The sequence below is a fragment of the Nocardia sp. NPDC050175 genome, from assembly GCF_044459885.1.
GTDB lineage: Bacteria > Actinomycetota > Actinomycetes > Mycobacteriales > Mycobacteriaceae > Nocardia.
Genome location: NZ_JBITJI010000001.1, coordinates 313,663 through 330,705, shown reverse-complemented (window position 1 = coordinate 330,705; position 17,043 = coordinate 313,663). Strand labels below are relative to the sequence as shown.

Genomic DNA, 17,043 nt, shown 5'->3' with positions numbered 1-17,043 from the left:
ATTCTCAGGAGACCACTGCCTCGTTTCTCAGAAACAAACAGCAGCCTGGGTTGGCGTGAGTCATCTGGAGTTGCCGTTTCTCGTGCTGTTCGGCACGATCCTCGCCCAGCCGATCGGGCGGCGGCTCGGCGTGGCCCCGGCCGTCTTGATGACGGTGTTCGGCTGCGTGCTCGCGGTGATCCCGGCGGTGCCGGACGTCCGGGTCGCGCCGGATCTGATTCTGCCGCTGCTGCTTCCGCCGCTGCTGTACGCGGCGGCCCGGCGCACCTCGTGGCGGACCTTCGCGCAGAACTGGAGTGCGATCGCGCTGCAGGCGGTCGGGTTGGTGGTGGCCACCGCGGCGGTGGTCGCGGTGGCGGTGCATCTGTGGGAGCCCGCGGTGCCGCTGGCCGTCGCGTTCGTGCTCGGCGCGCTGGTGGCGCCGCCGGACCCGGTGGCGGTCGGCGCGCTGGCCGGCCGGCTCGGGTTGCCGCGCAGGCTGGTCGCGGTGCTGGAGGGCGAGGGGCTGTTCAATGACGTCACCGCGATCGTGCTGTACGGGATCGCGGTGCAGGCGGTGGTCACCGGGGAGTTCTCCGCGATGTCCGCGGCGCTGGATTTCGTGATGTCCGCGGTGGTCGGCGTCGCGGTCGGGTTGGTGTTCGGCTGGGGCGGCAGTTGGCTGATGCGCAAGCTGGACGAGGCGGCGTGGCAGGTGGCGTTGGGTCTGGCGTTGCCGTTCGCGGCCTATCGACTTGCCGAGGCCTGGGGCGGCTCGGCGGTGCTCGCGGTGCTGGTGTGCGCGCTGTATCTGACCGACGCCGCCACCGATTTCGGCGACAGCGACTATCGGCTGATCGGCGACTCGTTCTGGTCGATCATCGAAATGCTCGTCACCGGAATCGCTTTCGGCTTGATCGGCCTGGAATTGGCGACCGTGCTGCGTGACGTGGGACCGGATTGGCCGCGCTTCCTCGGTGTTTCCGGTGCGGTGATCGGCGCTGTCGTCGGCGTCCGGTTGGTCTGGTTGATGGCGACCTGGGCGTTGTTCGGTCGTTGGTGGCGGCGCAGGGAAGCCGACGAGCCGTACACCTGGCGCGAGACCATGGTGACCTGGTGGGCGGGGCAGCGCGGCGTGGCCACGGTCGCGCTGGCCCTCGCCGTGCCGCTGACCACCGAGTCGGGCGCCGACTTCCCGTGGCGCAGCGGAATTCTGTTCACCGCCTTCGCTTTGGTGCTGTTCACCCTGCTGATCCAGGGGCCGACGCTGTCACTGGTGGTGCGCGCCACCGGAGTTCGCGTCGACACCGAAGCGGAACGAAACATGGAGCGCCAGTTGTGGACCCGCATTCTTCGCGCGGAGCTCAGCCGCCTGCAGCAGGTGGCGCACACCGAGAACCTGCCCGACGAGGTCTACGACCGGTTGCATGTCGGCATCGAAAGACGGCTCGCCAGAGCCGATCCCGAAGCCGCCGACGATGCCAAGGCGGCGGCCGAGCGGAGCTTCCGCCTCAACCGCAAACTCGACCGGATCAATCAAGAGATACTGACGGCCGGGCGCACCGAAGCGATGACCGCCCGGCGAGAACCCGGCGTGCCACCGGACCTGGTGGATCGAGTGATGCGTCGTCTCGATCTGCGGTCGCCTTAGTGGGACGCCTTGCTCGGTCGGTATCGCACGTTGACGGCCGTCGGGAGGTCGTCCGAGCCGATCTCGTGCAAGTGGATCGGGACGCCGCCAGGGTTGTCGTACAACCGGATACCGTCGCCGAGCAAGACCGGTGCGATGTGCAGGTCGATCTCATCGATAAGTCCAAGTTCCAGCAGCTGGCGGCCGATTGTCGGCGAGAACACCTCGAGGTTCTTGCCGCCCGCCGCCGTCAGTCCGATCCGTACCGCTTCGGCGAGGTCGCAATTCAAGAAGGTGACCCGGTCGGCGGGTTGCGCGTCCTCGGGGTGGTGGGTGAGCACGAAGATCGGTCCGTGCCAAGCACCGCCGTACGGGCGGCTGTCACCCGCGGCGTCCCAACCCTTTCGGCCGCCGAGCACAGCGCCGGTGGTGTCGACATATTCGCCGATCAGTCCCGGGCGGAACGAGAAACCGGTCAGCCAGTCGAGCTCGTTGTTCGGCCCGGCGACGAAGCCGTCCAGGGACATCGTGAAGTGCCAGAGCACCTTTCCGCCGGCGATCTGCGGCTCGGTGTCCCTCATCGTCTTCTCCCACAATCTGCTTGCAGTCTGCAATTGGTGGGACCACCGTAAGTCATCCGGTTGCGTTTCGCAATCAGTTTGCGAGATCCGCCGTGGTCGGCCTACTTCGCATCCTCACAGCAAACAGCCCGGCGAAGCTCCCGAATCCGCGTCCGGTCTGCTGCTACCGTCCGAGACCGTGACTACGGACCGCGTGGATGTAGCTCGTTCGGACCGCCGCCTCGGGCTGCGCCTGTGGCTCTTGCCGGTCGCCATCCTGGCCGTGTTCATGGCCCTGCTCGGCACGATGTACCTCGACTATGTGGTCGATCCGGAAGAGAACATGCACGATTTCCCCATCGCGCTGGTCAATCAGGATGTCGGCGACACGATCGGCGCGCCGGGGCAGGAGCGTCTGGTCAAGTTCGGTGACGAGGTGACCGAGGGGCTGAAAAAGGCGGTGCCCGCGGACAAGATCGACCTGCAGATCCTGCCCGTCAACGAGGCGTCGCAGCGGATGCAGGACAACAAGGTCTACGGCACCATCTTGATTCCGAGCGACTTCAGCAAACGGCTGGGCATCCTCGGCGTCGGCAGCGTGATCCCCGGTGACATCCAACGCCCGATCATCACCTTGCAGACCAATCCGCGCAGCGGTGCCTTCGTCACCGAGATCGTCACCCAGATCGGCACTCAGGCCTTGGACGCGGTGAACAAGCAGGTCGGCGCACAGTTGACCGAGCAGGTGCAGGCACAGCTGACGCCGCCCCCGGGCGGGCCGCCCGCACCCGAGCTGAGCGGTGCCACCCGGGTGGCACTCGCCGAGCCGCTGCAGATCGTCACCCAACCGTTCCATCCGCTGCCCAGCGGCACCGGGCAAGGCCTGACGGCGTTCTTCTACGCGCTGCTGCTTCTGCTGGCCGGTCTGGTCGGGTCGATGACCATCCATACGATGATCGATGCGCAACTCGGCTTCGTGCCCACCGAATACGGGCCGTGGTTCGTCCACTTCCCGCCGACACCCATCTCGCGGTTCCACACCTTGCTGATCAAGTGGGGCGTGCTGGTGGTGACCGCGAATGTCGTTGCGGGCGTGTTCCTTATCGTCGCGAAGGCGTTGGGCATGCCGATCGACCATCCGCTCGGGCTGTTTCTCTACAGCGCGCTGGCCATCATCGCCGTCGGCGTCACGGGTCTGTCCGTACTCGCGGCCGTCGGCTCGGCGGGCCTGCTGATCAACCTGATCCTGTTCATCATCCTCGGCCTGCCCTCGTCGGGCGGCACCGTGCCGATCGAGGCGACACCGAAATACTTCGCTTGGCTGGCCTCTTTCGAGCCGATGCACCAGGTCTTCCTCGGTGTCCGCGCGATCCTCTACTTCGACGCCAGCGGTCCGGCCGGTCTCAGTAGAGGAGTCTGGATGGCGGCATTCGGCCTCGCCGTCGGTCTCATCCTCGGCCTCGCGATTACCCGCTTCTACGACTACAAAGGCCTGCGCCGCACCGGAACCGGCCGCCCCGCACCGGCATAGGGGGCTCGTCCCGCCTTCGCTATCCAACTCGAGGCGCCAGCCTTGTCTGTTCTGCCCGCAGCCAGTGCGCCTGCTGCGTACCCTGGGTCGGCGATCGCCCCGCGACCGCGGTGTCCGCCGAATCCCTTCGACCAGCGAGCGTTTCGTGACTACAGCCGAGTTTCCTTTTCCTGTCCGCGATGTCGAGCGCAAGGTGCTCGATCGAGTTGCCGAGTTGGCGGAGGGATTTCGGGCCGTCGCGGCTGATTACGACGAGCGGGCCGAGATCGCGGTGGGGCATCTGACGGCGCTACACGACGCGGACCTCGATCGGGCCGTGTTACCCGAACGGGTGGGTGGGCTCGGGCTGAGCTACGCGGCCTTCGGGCACGTGGTTTGTGTACTGGCCAAAGCGGATCCGTCGACGGCGACGATCTGGACTATGCACGCGGGCGCGGGTGTCGCACTCGCGGAGTTCACCGCCGACACGCTCGGCTCGTTCTTCGCCGACGAGTTCCTGGCCGGTAAGCGATTCGCCAACGCGCTGTCGGAACCGGCCAGTGGGAACCGCTTTCTCAATCCGCAGCAGGACGCCGTCGCGGTCGAGGGCGGTTGGTCGCTCACCGGGGCGAAGCGCTTCGTCTCCGGCTGCGAGATCGCCGAATATCTGCTGGTGAACGCACGAGTCGACGACGTGCCCGCCTTCTTCGGCGTGGTGCCCGACGAGACGGTCTCGACCATCCCGATCTGGGACACCCTCGGTCTGCGGGCGACCCGCAGCCAGCTGCTGTCCTTCGACAACACGCTGCTGCGCGCCGAATATCGCGGTCGTGCACCGGGATTCGGTGACTACGCGGTGATTCAAGCCGGTCTGCCCGCGATCTCGCTCGGCATCGCCGACGCGGCGCTGGATGCGCTGATCGAGCACGCGCAGTCGCGGGTGATCCTCGGCAAGCCGCTGTCGCATCAGCAGTGGGTGCAGTACGAGGTCGCCGACACGCAGATCAAGCTGGCGGCCGCGCACGCGTTGTACGAGCGCGCGCTGGGGGAAGCCGACAACGGCCTGCCGAGCTTCTATCTCGACCTGTCGCGGGCCAAATACCTGGCGAACAAGATCGCCGTGGCGGTCGCCCAGCTGGGCGTGCGGGTGGGCGGCGCCTCGGGTTACCTCAAACAGTCACCCATCCAACGCCATCTGCGCGACGCCGAGGCCGGCCAGCTGATGGCGTACTCGACCGAGGTGCTCGCGGGCGAGATCGGCAGGCAGGTGCTCGGCGTGCCCGAACACGAGTAATCCGGATTCGCTAACAGCGGGGCGAAATTGCTCGATACTCGGTTGCCAGCGCTTGCGGCGAAAAGGGTCGCGGCGGGTCGAGAGCTGGGAGTCGTCAGATGACCGCCGAACCGGTGAAGATCACGTTGTTCGACTTGGACCACGCCGATGTCCGGGATATCAGCCGCGAATTGGCCACGCAGTCACCGGGATTGACGCCGGAGGCGGTGCCGGGCAGCCGGTACGGCGAGCCGACCATGCTGGTGCTCGCCGTGGCCTTCGCGATCCCGACGATCCAGGCGCTGGCCGCGTGGGCGTTGAAGAACCGCCGCAAACAGCGGATCGAGTTGCGCGCCAAGGTGTTGTACTCCGACGGCAGCGAGGTGGACCGTTCGGCGATCATCTCGTTCAGCGAGAGCGAGGCGCCGGACGCGCAGGTGATCAAGCAGCTCATCGACGGTCTCGGCCTGCAGGGTCTGCCCGAGGGCGACGGTGGCGCAAACCCGTAGCTGGACCGACCTTTCCAGCAACCTCACCCACCTCGGTGCCGTCCGGCTCGCCGACCACCTCGACGAGCTGCTGCATCCTGGCAAAGGCTCGCCGGAGCTGACGCTCGGGTGCCTGCACGAGTTCACCCATCACTGGTGCTTTCACTCGGCGGTCGGCTTCGCGATCACCGGGCTGCAATACCGGATGGCGCGGGCCGCGCTCAGCGGTGACGAGCGCGCCGTGGATCGGATCCAGCGGGACGCGGTCGCCTATCAGACGGTGACCGCGGTGCTGCGGCCGCTGATCGAGGGACTGGCGCTGTTCGCCGAGTTCGATGCGAACACCGTCCGCAGCCCGGTGGCGACGGCGCCGATGCTGGCCGCGATCAACCTGTTCTCCGGGAAGGCGCCGCATATCCTCGCGCCCGCGGCGGATGGCGACCTTGCCCCGATGGTCGGCGATCGCGCGGCCACGCTGGCGATGTCCCTGCCGATCAGCGTGCACCTCAGGACGATTCGGGTCAGCGAGGCGGGCATCCGCCGCAAGGTGAACGTGCTCGCGACCAGTCTCGCAGACGACAGCGACGGCTACCTGCTCGGTTATCTGAGCGCCAAGAGCATGTGGCGCGACGTGCGTCGCCGCTGCGGGCGGCTCTACGCCGAAACAGATTTGGCACTCGCCTTGCTGCGCGGGTTCTTCTTCGAAGATCGGCGGCTCGTCGAAATCCTGCTCGGCACCGGCGAAAAGGACATGGGCAAGCTGGCCAACCTGATCGTCGGCCACCTCACCCGACGGGTGCGCGAACTGGCACACATCACCGAGGCCGACGTCGCGACGCTCGAAGAGCTGATTCTGCGTCGTGAGCCGACGGATTCAGCGAAATGGTCTTCCCCGCTGCATGTTTCATCGGCCCGCTGGCGCGCGGGCCAACGTGAGTATGCGACGCTGCTCGCGGAGCTCAACGCCGAGCCAGCGAAGGTGGCCGACGATGCCGACGCGGAGCTCGCCGAGGGGTTGCGCCAGGCGTTCGGCGTGCTGCTCGACCGCCGCCATATCGTGCGGCTCGGCACCGAGGATGTCCAAGTGACCGTCGCCAGGCGCGGCAAATACGTTGTGCGGCTCGGCAACCGCGTGCTGCTGCGCGGACGCACGTCGAAGGCGTCGCCGCAATCCGGTCCCGGCACAGTGGAATTGGTGTTCAGCGCGCTGTCCTCGGGCCTGTACCGGGCGATTGTCGTGCACGGTCCGGAGTCGGTGATCGATATCGTCGCACCGGGCATCGAGCCCGACGACGCCGACGAAATGGCGCTGCTGCACACGCACGCTCACCCTGGCGAGCGGTATGTGGAGCTGTTCGAGCGGATGCAGCTCGTCGTGGACAGTGTCCTCGACGGAACACCCCAGGCCGCTCTGCTCGCCACTGTCCAAGAGCAGCTCCCCGAGGTTGCCCGGCACCTCTACCTGGACAGCGGCCTCAACACAGTGCCCGATGACCAGCTCGATGACGTCCTGCGCACCCTCGATTCCGGCGGCGTGTACGCCCTGCTCGATTACGACCGCGACCTGCTCGAAGCCTTGGTCATCCTCGGCGCAGTGGCCCCGCTCATGCCCTTTCGCGGCCAACTGCTGGCCGAACTGACCCTGCACGGCTTCACCGACCCGGACACCATCCTGCGCAGGCTCACCGAGGTCGAGCAGCGCACCGGCTTCGGCTTGGTCAACGCCGACGACACCAACGTCCTGGTGCACGTCTGAGCGCCCTCTTGTTTCGATCACCCGATCGAAACTGAATATGCAATGGCGGCAAGCCTGCTGGCGTTCACCGGGCGCTGATCGAATGGCCTGGCATCGTTCGCCAGGGAGGAAGAGGCCATGACCAGCACCGAGACACATGCCAACGAGCCGGCCACACACACCAACGGCGCAGGCACACCGGCCGACGCCACCGTGGCGTCCCGAGTACACGAACTGACCACGGTTTTCGAGCGCGGACTGCAGGAGAACCTTGGCGTCGGCGCGTCGCTGGGGATCCGGCTGGAGACCGCGGGCGACGGCTACACGCGGTACTACCTCGACCCGAACCCGGCCACCATCAACGCCATGTTCACCGTGCACGGCGGCGTCATCGCGACCCTGATGGACACCGCGATGGGCAGTGCCGTGTTCACCAAACTCGGTGACGGCGTGGCCTATACGACGTTGGAGCTCAAGGTGAACTTCATCCGGTCGGTCACCCTGGACGGCTCGCGACTCACCTGCGAGGCCAACGCGATTCACGTCGGCAGGCGGACCGCGACAGCCGAGGGGCGGATTGTCGATGGAAACGGCAAACTGATCGCGCACGGCTCCACCACGATTCTGGTGCTGAACCCGGAAAAGTAATCAACGCGAATGGCCCTGCTTCCGAAGGTAATTCGGAAGCAGGGCCATTTCTGTGCCCGAGGATCAGGCGAGGGTGTGGCATTCCTCGATGAATCGCACCAACTCGTCCAAACGATCGGTGCGAGCATCCACCGTACGGTCGATCACCTTTACCAGATGTTCGTACGCCTCGGTGTGGTCATAGGACGCCACATCGGCGATCTTCAACGCCCACCGCCAATAGCCACGCATGGTGTCGGCCAACGGCATTCGGAAATTGGCGATCACGTCACGAATCGGCTCCACCGTCGCGTCGCCGTGCACCCGCAGATACCGGCCGACCATATCGGCCATGAAGCTGAAATGCCGGGCTTCGTCCCGCGACAGCCGCGCCAGCACCGACGCGAGCACGGGATCCTCGACCACGTCGCGCAGATGCTGGTAGTACATCTGCGTCGCCTTCTCCTGCACCAGCGCGTAGGCGAAGAACTGCACCGGATGGTCGTAGGGCAGGTCGAACGGCTTCTGCCCCTCGATCGCCAATTCCGCACGCAGCGAACTACGTTCGGCGATCCCGGACGCTTCCTGATAGCGGGTCAGTGCGCGCGAGTGCGTGTCCTCCTCCAACGCCCAGCGGACGGTGAAGTGGTACAGCTCGCGGTTGTGGATGAAGGTCTCCCGGCTGACCGTGTCGTCCACCGGGAAATACCGGTGGTAGACCTCGAAATAGCCGGGCAGGTGATCCTCGATGAGCGTGACGAACTGCACCGCCGACTGCTGGCCGTCGGTGAGCCTGCCCGCGTCGGCGCGGGACCAGTCGAACGCGGTCTCCACATCCCAGGCCCGCGACGAGGGGGAGGCGGCGAGGAAGCCGTCGACCGCCTCGGCCACCTCGCCGACCGGAATCAGTGTTGCCTCGATATCCATGTGCCTCTCCTGACCGTCAGCGGGCGTTACGACACGTCAGCGCGTAATGCTTTGTCGTGTAACCCCATCCGGCGTTCGCGATCTCCAGGTAGTGCCGCAGCTTCGCGGCCAGGCCCGGCCCGTGCGCGTCGATGCGCTCGGCGGACGCGTCCACGTTCGCGATCCAGTCGTCGATGGTGCGCCGGTAGTGGTCGGTGAGATCGTCTACCGCGATGATGGAGAAGCCGGCGTCCTCGGCGGCCGTCACCAGATCCGAGAGCGGCCGCAGGTCGCCCCAGCCGAAGATGTCCTCGCGCACGAACTCGGTGCCGACCTTGTTGTCGAAGGCGTTGTGCGACGCGGCATTCCGGAAGCAGCTCTCCGAGACATACAGCGTGCCGCCGCGACGCAGCACCGCCCGGGCCCGGCGGAAGACCTCGCCGAGATCGGGCATGTGCACGATCGAACCGAGCAGGGTGACCGCGTCGAAGCTGCGCGGCGGCAGCTCGAGCCGCTCGAAATGCCCGACCTGGGTGTGCACCCGTTCGGCGACACCGCGCGCGAGCGCCTGTTCCGCGATGTACTCGTGCTGCCGGGGCGCCGGGCTGACACCCAGTGCGTCACAACCGAATTCCTCGGCCATGAACAGGATCAGCGAACCCCAGCCACAGCCGACATCCAGGAGTCGCTCGCCGCCGCGCAGCCCGAGCCGATCGGCGACGAAGCGCAGCTTGTTGCGCTGCGCCTGCTCCAGGGTGTCGGTCTCCGAGGCGTACAGCGCCGAGCTGTACTTGCGCAGCGGGTCGAGGAACTGGCCGAAGATGTCCGGGTCCAGGTCGTAGTGCTGATTGGTATCAGCGGTGACGGGCAGGTCGGTGACGGTCACGCCGCCGCCTCCTGCAACGCCCGATCCACGACCTTGACCACATCATTGAGGGTGGACAGCCCGAAGACGTCCTCATCCTCCAGCTCGATGTCGTAGGTGCGCTCGATCTTGGCGACCATGCGCAGCACCCGCACCGAGTCGACGCCCGCCATGCCGCGCAGGTCGACGTCGGGCAGCAGGTCCGCCGCGGCGATGCCGGTCTCGGTGGCGGCGATCTCGGTGACGGTGCGCAGGGTGTCGGCGGGATTCGTCATGAGTGAACTCCATTCGTAGAGAAGGTATTCGCGGCGGAGAGCGCGTCGGAGAGCAGTGCGACCTCGTCGTCGCCCAGCGTGAGTTGGTGGCGCACATCGTCGAGCGCGAACCGTTGGTAGGCGGCGGTGGAGGTGGCGCAGACGGCGCCGTTGCCGTCGAGGATCTCGGCCGAGGCCTGGATCGGCCGATCCGGTGCCTGGTCGGACAGTGTTGCGACGCAGCGGTATTCGTGGTCCACGAGCAGCGGTGTGAGGAAGCGGGTGCGCTGGGAGACCGTGAACGCGGGGTAGTTGCGCGCGAGCACGATCAGATTGCCCATCACCTCGTCGCAGATCACGCCGATGAGACCGCCGTGCACGACACCGGGATACGACTCGAACTCGCGGCCGAGCCGGAAGCGGGCCTGCAGGCCGTCCTGGTGCGGGGTGAACGCCAACCGCAGGCCGGTCGGGTTGTGTGGCGAGCAGCCGAAGCAGTGGTAGTCGGGGATCACCGACCACGGCACCTGCACGGCGCCGTCGACGGCAACAGCGCGGTCCATCGCGCTACGCGATCGTGTCGGCGAGTGCGCGGCGGACCTTGGCATTGCTGGACAGATCCAGCCCCGTCATGTTGGCGAAAGTGCGACGCACTTTGTCGTGCAGCACATCCAGTTCCCCCTCGGCGGCGACCTCTTCCAGGAACAGGTCGAACCCGGTGTCGATGGTCTCGTGATCGCCCCCCTCGCTGATGCCTGCCTTGAAGGTGCTCACCGGATGCTTGATCTTGGCCTCGGAGCTGTACACGTACAGCGTCTCCAGCACCGAGGGCAGCTCCTCCGGACGCTTCTCCAGCCGCTTCGTCGCGTAGTGGATGAACTCGCGCGCATGCCCGGCCTCGTCGCGACTCGCGCTGAGCAGCAACCCCTTCAGCACCGGCTCCTGCACCCAACTCGCCACCGCGCGGTAGATGTGGTTGACCGTGAGCTCAGAGATGATATTGGTGGCCAGCGTCGCCGACGGGGTACTGCCCGGCGCGTAGGGCTCGCGCATGGAGTCGACCACCTTGTCGTCCACGCTCTCGCCGATCGCGCCGAGCCAGGAGCGGAACGCGTAGTGGTGCTGCACCTCCTGGTAGCCCCACACGACGGCGAAGGTGGAGAAGTCGTAGTCGTCGACGAATTCGTTCATGAAGCCGTGCACGGCGGCGATGACGTTGGACTCGCCCATCGTCGCGCTCTTGGCCAGCGTGATGTATTCGGGGCGGACCAGCGCGCGGTCGACGGCGTCGAGGTCCAGGTCGGCCAGCTTCCAATGCAGGCGCTCGTAATGACGGAAGACTTCATAGCTGTGCACAGGTGACTCCAGTTCGGTTGTTGCGAATCGGCTTGGTGGTCAGTGCTTTCGAGCGGTGACGAGATCGCGGGCGGCGAGCCGCTGCAGCTTGCCGCTGCTGGTGCGTGGAATGCTGCGCGGCGCGACCAGGTACACCTCGACCGCGGCCAGCCCGAGTTCGGCCGCGACCTGCGCTCTGATGCGCTCGCCGAGGGCCTCGGCGGCCGCGTCGGTCAGTTCGGATTCGGCGATCAGCGCGATCACATCCGCGCCGTCGGGGTCGGTGGCGGCCGTGCAGCGGCCCTTGTAGACGCCGTCGAGGTCGCGCACGGCGGCCTCGACGTCCTGGGCGTAGTAGTTCACGCCGCGCACGGTGATCATGTCCTTGCACCGGCCGGTGACGAAAAGCTCACCGGCGCGCAGGTATCCGAGGTCGCCGGTGCGCAGCCAGCCGTCGGTGAACAGGCCTGCCACGGTCTCGGGCTGGGCGGTCAGGTAGCCGTCGGTGACCGACGGGCCCTGGATGAGGATCTCGCCGACCGCGCCGTCCGGCAGCTCGTGGTCGTCGTGCTGATCGACGATGCGCAGTCGCAGGCCGTCGACGGCGGAACCGACCGCCGCGACCGCCTTCGCATCCGATGCGTCAGGGAAAACCTGTTGTGCCTGTGCGTCATCGGAGAGGGCTGCGCGATCGACAAACTCGAACAGCGGCTCTCGGCCCAGCGGCGGGAAGGCGACGGCGAGGGTGGCCTCCGCCATGCCGTAGACGCCGAACATGGTCGTCGGCGCGAAACCCGCTGGCGCGAAACGCTCGCAGAACGCGGTGACCACGTCCCGCGAAATCGGCTCGGAGCCGTTGAACGCGATTCGCCATTTGCTGAGGTCGTAGTCGGTCACCTGCTCCGGCGGTACCGCGGCGAGCAGTGCCTCGTAGCCGAAGTTCGGCATCGCGGTGATCGTCGTTCCGCTGGTGGCGAATTCGGCGAGCCAGCGGGCCGGATCCTTGACGAACGCCAGCGGCGACCAGACGTGCGCGGGGATGCCGCGAAGGATCGCCGAGAGCGTGCCGAACAGGCCCATGTCGTGGAACAGCGGCAGCCAGAAGCCGCCGGTGTCGTCCAGGTCGAGCGCGATGCCGGTGCGGATCGCGGCCAACCCGCTCAGAACATTGTGGTGGGTCAGGCGAACACCCTTGGGTGTCGCGGTGCTGCCCGAGGTGAACTGCACGATGGCGAGATCGTCCGCGCCGAGGGCGGGCAGCGGCACATCGTCGTCGTTCTCGGCGAACAGTGTTGCAGTGTCGACCAATTCGACGTTCACCGCCGCACCGAGCACCGCCGCCAACTCCGCGAACCGATGCGACATCAGCACGGTCCGCATGCCCGCGGCCTCGACGATGGCCGCGAGTTTCTGTGGGTATCCGCTCATCTGCCGCGCACCGGCGGGCAACGGCAGGGGAGTGGCCGCGCCACCCGCCGCCGCGACCCCGAACAGGCTGATCAGGAACTCAGGGGCGTTAGGGCACAGGATGCCCACCGGCTCGCCGCGCGAGACGCCGCGCCGCACCAGGGCGGCCGCGGCCGACTGGGACCGCCGGTGCAGCTCGGCGTAGTCCACGGTTTCCGACACCGACCAGAACGTGGCCGGCACCCCGGGGTGTCCGGCCGCGATCTCGGCCATCCGGCCGTGCAGGGTTTCGACCGATTCTGCAGAATTCATGACTGCCACGACAACAGCGAATTGTGACGGTCCCTTGAACTGATTGTGAATTGCGGTGTTCGATAAAGAAGGGCGATCAACCAATCGCAGTGCACGATAAAGGAATTCGGCTATAGCTCGATAGGAACGGGTGATCGCCGCCGCTCCGAGGTGTCGGGAAGCCCGACGATGGACCGCGGAATTGCTTTCGCTACCGCAATTTATCCCGTTTTCCAGTTATCCAGGAGTTGCCGGTGAGTTCCGACCATTCGGCGGTCGAGGAATTGACCCCGGTCCAGCTGGCGGTCATCGAGAGCGTCGCACCGCACATGCGGCACAACCCGTATGGCAGCTACGAGGTGCTGCGCGCCGCCGGGCCGTTCGTCCCGGGCCCGCACGACATGCACCTGGTGACCCGCCACCACGAGGCGCAGACGATCATGCAGGACCCGCGCTGGAGCCATGCGGAGGAACCGCAGCTGCTGCACGGCGACAGCGATGTCGAGCTGCCCGGCTCGTTCCTGTGGATGGAGCCGCCGGACCACACCCGGCTGCGCGGGCTGGTCAGCAAGGCGTTCACCGCGCGCACCATCAGCGGCATGCGGGAACGGGCCGAGCAACTGGTCGACGACCTGATGGCGAAGATGCTGGCCGAGCGCGACGTGGATCTGCTGGATGCGCTGGCCTATCCGCTGCCGCTGACCATGGTGTGCGAGCTGCTCGGTGTGCCCGCGGAGTCGCATGACCATGTGCGCGAGATTTCCACGGCTATCGCCCGTGGCCTCGATCCCGATGTGCTGTTGTCCCCGGACGAACTCGCGGCGCGGACCGCCGCCGTGTATGCCTTCCTGGACTTCTTCGGCGAATTGGTGGAGGAACGGCGCAAAACCCCGCGCGAAGACCTGATCACGGCGCTGGTGCTGGCCGACGACGCGGGGGCCAGGCTCACCTCCACCGAATTGCTCGGCACGCTGCTGATTCTCGTGGTGGCCGGGCATGAGACCACCGTGAATCTGATCGGCAACGGCGTGCTCGCGCTCATCCGCAACCCGGACGAGTTCGAGCGGCTGCGCGCCTATCCCGAACTGTGTGAGCCCGCGGTCGACGAGGTGCTGCGCTACGACGCGCCCGTGCACCTCACCACCAGGACCGCGCACGACGAAATCACCCTCTCCGGGCGCACTTTCGCGCCGGGCGACGCGGTGATCGTGCTGCTCGCCTCGGCCAACCGAGACCCGCTCGCCTTCCCCGACGCCGATCGCTTCGACATCGCCCGCTATGCCCGTGGCCGAAAGTCGGAGCGGCACTTGTCCTTCGGGCTCGGCCTGCACTACTGCCTCGGCGCGCCACTGGCCCGGCTGGAGATGCAGGTGGTGCTGCGCGCCATCACGCAACGGGTCGCGGCGATGACTCTGCTCGAGGAACCGCCGTACCGGCCGAATGTGGTCGTGCGCGGCATGTCGCAACTTCGCGTCCGGCTGGAAAGCAGATGAGGCACGGCCGCGCACTGAACCAGGAGCCACGATGAGCACTGCCGTTCCCGCCGACGTCACCTTCGACGCCTTCGAGCCGAGCGAGCGGGCCGATCCGTATCCCGCCTATCGCCGGGTGCGCGACGCCGCGCCGCTGTTCCCCTACGAATTCGGTGACGTACCGGTCACTTTGATCACTCGCTACGAGGAGTGCGCGGCCATCCTGACCGGCTCCGACTGGGGACACGGTTACGCCGCGGGCATCAGCCCGTTCCGCGACACCACCGCCGCGATCCCCGGCTCGTTCGTCCGGATGGACCCGCCCGAGCACGGCCGCTACCGCAAGCTGGTGGCCAAGGCGTTCACGCCGAAGATGATGGCCGAGATGGTGCCCCTGGCCGGGCAGGTCGTGCGCGATCTGGTCGAGGCGGCGCTGCGTCGTGGTGAACTGGACGTGCTGAACGGGCTGGCCGTGCCGCTGGCGGTGGCGATGGTGCCGGTGCGGCTGCTCGGCGCGGATCCGGCCGACGGCGCGCTGTTCCGGCAGTGGCAGTTGGCGATCGCCCGGGGTAGTGATCCGGATTCGCTGCTCGGTGAGGCCGATGTGGCCGCGCGGGGCATGGCGGCGATGGAGTGCATGGGCTACTTCTCCCGGCTGATCCAGGAGAAGAAGGCGAACCCGACGCCGGATCTGTTGAGCGCCTTGGTCGCCGCGAGCGTAGCGGGCCAGCTGACCGAGCCCGAGGTGATCGGCATCGCGCTGCTCACCCTGGTCGCGGGCATGGAGACGTCGATCAACCTGATCGGCAACGGCATGCTCGCGCTGCTGCGCAATCCGGAACAGCTTGCGCTGCTTCGGGACAACCGGGAGCTGATGGGCCCGGCGCTGGAGGAGATGCTGCGCTACGACGCGCCGACGCAGTTCACCATTCGGGTTGCGCTGGCGGACAACACGGTTGGCGAGCATCGGTTCCAGCGCGGCGACGGCGTTGTCGTGCTGACCGCGTCGGCCAGCCGCGACGATCGGGTCTTCCCGGACGCGGACACGTTCGACATCACCCGCTACGCCGGAAACCGGCCCGCCCGAAAGCATCTCGGGTTCAGTCTCGGCATCCACTACTGCGTCGGCGCGCCGCTCGCCCGGATCGAGGCCGAAGCGGCGCTCGGTCAGCTGCTCGACGAAGCCCCGAAGTTGGCGCTCGCGACCGACACCGTCGAGTACCAGCCGAGCCTGATTCACCGGGGGATTCTGGCCCTGCCGGTGACGTTGTGACAGCGTCGCAGCACGCGGTCGTGCTCGGGGCGGGTGTCGCCGGATTGCTGGCGGCTCGGGTGCTTTCCGATCATTTCGCGCAGGTCACCATCTTCGAGCGGGACAACGTCGAGGGTGCCGATGTGCGGCGCGGGGTGCCGCAGGCGCGGCATCTGCACGGGCTGCTCGATCGCGGTCGGACGATCATCGAACAGCTGTATCCGGGGTTCACCTCCGAGATGGCCGAACGTGGCGCGACCACTGCTGAGGCGCTGGTCGGAACCCGCTGGTATGTCGGCGGATTGCGAGTGGCGCCCACCTCGACGGGACTCACCTCGGTGATGGCAACGCGTCCGCTGATGGAATCGGTTCTGCGGCAACGGACCTTGGCCGCGCCGGGGGTTCGCCTGTGCGAGGGGGCCGCTCGCGGACTGATCGGCGACGCCCAACGGGTGCGTGCGGTGTCGGTTTCCGGTGAGTTCGGCACGCAGGCGTACCCGGCCGATCTAGTGGTCGACGCGACCGGCCGTGGTTCGCGGGCGCCCGTGTGGCTCACCGCACTCGGCGCGCAGGCACCGGGGGAGGACCAGCTCGAGGTCGACCTCGGGTACGCGTCCCGGATGTTCCGGCGCACGCCAGGACAATTGGACGGTCACTCATCGGTGATCATCTCGACCGGTGCGAACGGCCGTGGGGGCGGGTCGATTCGGGTCGAGGGCGACCGCTGGCATGTCACCCTGGCCGGGATGCTCGGCGACCATCCGCCGACCGATCCCGTCGGCTTCGCGGCGTTCGCGAGCACAATCTCGGCGCCGGATATCCACGAGATCGTGACCACCTCCGAACCGCTCGGTGATGCTGTGCCGCACCGGTTCCGGTCGCCGGTGCGCCGTCGGTTCGAGCGGCTCGACGCTGTGCCGCAAGGCTTTCTGGTGCTCGGCGACGCGCTGTGCAGCTTCAACCCGCTGTACGCCCAGGGCATGGCGGTGGCCGCACAGCAGGCCCTCGCACTGCGTGACTGCTTGAGCGGCGGTGCCGAGGCCGAGCTGCCTGCCCGGTTCTATTCCGCCGCAGGCAAAGTCGTGGATGTCGCCTGGCAACTCGCGGCAGGCGCGGACCTCAGCCATCCCGGCGTGCTCGGCCCGCGGACGCCGCGGACCCGCCTCACCAACGCCTACGTCGCGCGCGTCCATCGGGCCGCGCATGTAGATCCCTTGGTCGCGCGGACGTTCATGCGCGTAGCCAACCTCGTCGAACCGACGACCGCACTGCTGCATCCGCGCGTCGCGAGCCGAATCCTGCTGCGCGGCACCGGCAGAGCCGTCGTCGACCTCGGTGCACAACCGTCCGCCGACCGCACACCGATTTCCATCGAGCCGACGAGGTGACGACCCGCAGCGTCGCGGGCCCGCACCTCCCTACGCATTTCGAACGCTGAGCATTCCGAACGACCGGCAGC

At 67.2% G+C, this 17,043-nt stretch carries 16 protein-coding genes; 9 read left to right on the top strand and 7 right to left on the bottom strand.

Annotated features, from left to right (window positions below; all coding sequences use genetic code 11):
• Positions 1-55 precede the first annotated feature (55 nt).
• A complete protein-coding gene (locus tag ACIBK2_RS01450) occupies positions 56-1,630 on the top strand; it encodes a Na+/H+ antiporter (protein WP_396962400.1) in 1,575 nt (524 codons plus the stop codon).
• On the opposite strand, the gene ACIBK2_RS01445 is transcribed toward ACIBK2_RS01450, so the two are convergent.
• Positions 1,627-2,190 (bottom strand): dihydrofolate reductase family protein, encoded by a 564-nt coding sequence (locus tag ACIBK2_RS01445; protein WP_396962398.1) that lies wholly within the window; start codon positions 2,188-2,190, stop codon positions 1,627-1,629. The genes ACIBK2_RS01450 and ACIBK2_RS01445 overlap by 4 nt on opposite strands.
• A gap of 178 nt (positions 2,191-2,368) precedes the next feature.
• Here ACIBK2_RS01445 and ACIBK2_RS01440 point away from each other — a divergent pair, with 178 nt between their 5' ends.
• The 5 genes from ACIBK2_RS01440 to ACIBK2_RS01420 all read left to right on the top strand — a co-directional run bounded on the left by ACIBK2_RS01440 (position 2,369) and on the right by ACIBK2_RS01420 (position 7,823).
• Positions 2,369-3,700: an ABC transporter permease gene (locus tag ACIBK2_RS01440; protein WP_396962396.1), complete on the top strand. Its 1,332-nt coding sequence runs from the start codon at positions 2,369-2,371 to the stop codon at positions 3,698-3,700.
• Between the two features lie 145 nt (positions 3,701-3,845).
• Positions 3,846-4,973 (top strand): acyl-CoA dehydrogenase family protein, encoded by a 1,128-nt coding sequence (locus ACIBK2_RS01435; protein ID WP_396962394.1) that lies wholly within the window; start codon positions 3,846-3,848, stop codon positions 4,971-4,973.
• A 98-nt stretch (positions 4,974-5,071) separates the two neighbouring features.
• Entirely contained in the window at positions 5,072-5,461 is a 390-nt protein-coding gene (locus ACIBK2_RS01430) for a hypothetical protein (RefSeq protein WP_379286234.1), read from the top strand.
• Positions 5,445-7,196, top strand: coding sequence for a hypothetical protein (locus ACIBK2_RS01425; RefSeq protein WP_396962392.1), 1,752 nt, complete (start codon positions 5,445-5,447; stop codon positions 7,194-7,196). Before ACIBK2_RS01430 ends, ACIBK2_RS01425 begins: the two co-directional genes overlap by 17 nt.
• Before the next feature lie 117 nt (positions 7,197-7,313).
• Complete coding sequence (locus tag ACIBK2_RS01420; RefSeq protein ID WP_379286231.1) at positions 7,314-7,823, top strand: PaaI family thioesterase; 510 nt, start codon at positions 7,314-7,316, stop codon at positions 7,821-7,823.
• 63 nt (positions 7,824-7,886) lie between these two features.
• Here the strand turns inward: ACIBK2_RS01420 and ACIBK2_RS01415 are convergent, their stop codons facing one another.
• Genes ACIBK2_RS01415 through ACIBK2_RS01390 form a run of 6 tightly spaced genes read right to left on the bottom strand, consistent with a single transcriptional unit; the run spans position 7,887 to position 12,881 of the window.
• Positions 7,887-8,729: an acyl-ACP desaturase gene (locus ACIBK2_RS01415; RefSeq protein ID WP_396962389.1), complete on the bottom strand. Its 843-nt coding sequence runs from the start codon at positions 8,727-8,729 to the stop codon at positions 7,887-7,889.
• Between the two features lie 16 nt (positions 8,730-8,745).
• A complete protein-coding gene (locus ACIBK2_RS01410; protein ID WP_396962387.1) occupies positions 8,746-9,594 on the bottom strand; it encodes an SAM-dependent methyltransferase in 849 nt (282 codons plus the stop codon).
• Positions 9,591-9,848: an acyl carrier protein gene (locus ACIBK2_RS01405; RefSeq protein ID WP_357384065.1), complete on the bottom strand. Its 258-nt coding sequence runs from the start codon at positions 9,846-9,848 to the stop codon at positions 9,591-9,593. Before ACIBK2_RS01405 ends, ACIBK2_RS01410 begins: the two co-directional genes overlap by 4 nt.
• Positions 9,845-10,390, bottom strand: coding sequence for a PaaI family thioesterase (locus ACIBK2_RS01400; RefSeq protein WP_396962385.1), 546 nt, complete (start codon positions 10,388-10,390; stop codon positions 9,845-9,847). Before ACIBK2_RS01400 ends, ACIBK2_RS01405 begins: the two co-directional genes overlap by 4 nt.
• A 4-nt stretch (positions 10,391-10,394) precedes the next feature.
• Positions 10,395-11,183 carry a ferritin-like domain-containing protein gene (locus ACIBK2_RS01395; protein ID WP_396962383.1) on the bottom strand — a complete coding sequence of 263 codons (789 nt, stop codon included), beginning with the start codon at positions 11,181-11,183 and terminating at the stop codon, positions 10,395-10,397.
• Positions 11,184-11,222: 39 nt separating this feature from the next.
• Positions 11,223-12,881: a fatty acyl-AMP ligase gene (locus ACIBK2_RS01390; RefSeq protein WP_396962381.1), complete on the bottom strand. Its 1,659-nt coding sequence runs from the start codon at positions 12,879-12,881 to the stop codon at positions 11,223-11,225.
• 233 nt (positions 12,882-13,114) lie between these two features.
• On the opposite strand from ACIBK2_RS01390, the gene ACIBK2_RS01385 reads away from it, so the two are divergent.
• Genes ACIBK2_RS01385 through ACIBK2_RS01375 form a run of 3 tightly spaced genes read left to right on the top strand, consistent with a single transcriptional unit; the run spans position 13,115 to position 16,972 of the window.
• Positions 13,115-14,353: a cytochrome P450 gene (locus tag ACIBK2_RS01385; RefSeq protein WP_396962379.1), complete on the top strand. Its 1,239-nt coding sequence runs from the start codon at positions 13,115-13,117 to the stop codon at positions 14,351-14,353.
• A gap of 31 nt (positions 14,354-14,384) precedes the next feature.
• On the top strand, positions 14,385-15,605 hold the full coding sequence (locus ACIBK2_RS01380; RefSeq protein ID WP_396962377.1) for a cytochrome P450: 1,221 nt from the start codon (positions 14,385-14,387) through the stop codon (positions 15,603-15,605).
• Positions 15,602-16,972 carry an FAD-dependent oxidoreductase gene (locus ACIBK2_RS01375; protein ID WP_396962375.1) on the top strand — a complete coding sequence of 457 codons (1,371 nt, stop codon included), beginning with the start codon at positions 15,602-15,604 and terminating at the stop codon, positions 16,970-16,972. Before ACIBK2_RS01380 ends, ACIBK2_RS01375 begins: the two co-directional genes overlap by 4 nt.
• Positions 16,973-17,043 lie beyond the last annotated feature (71 nt).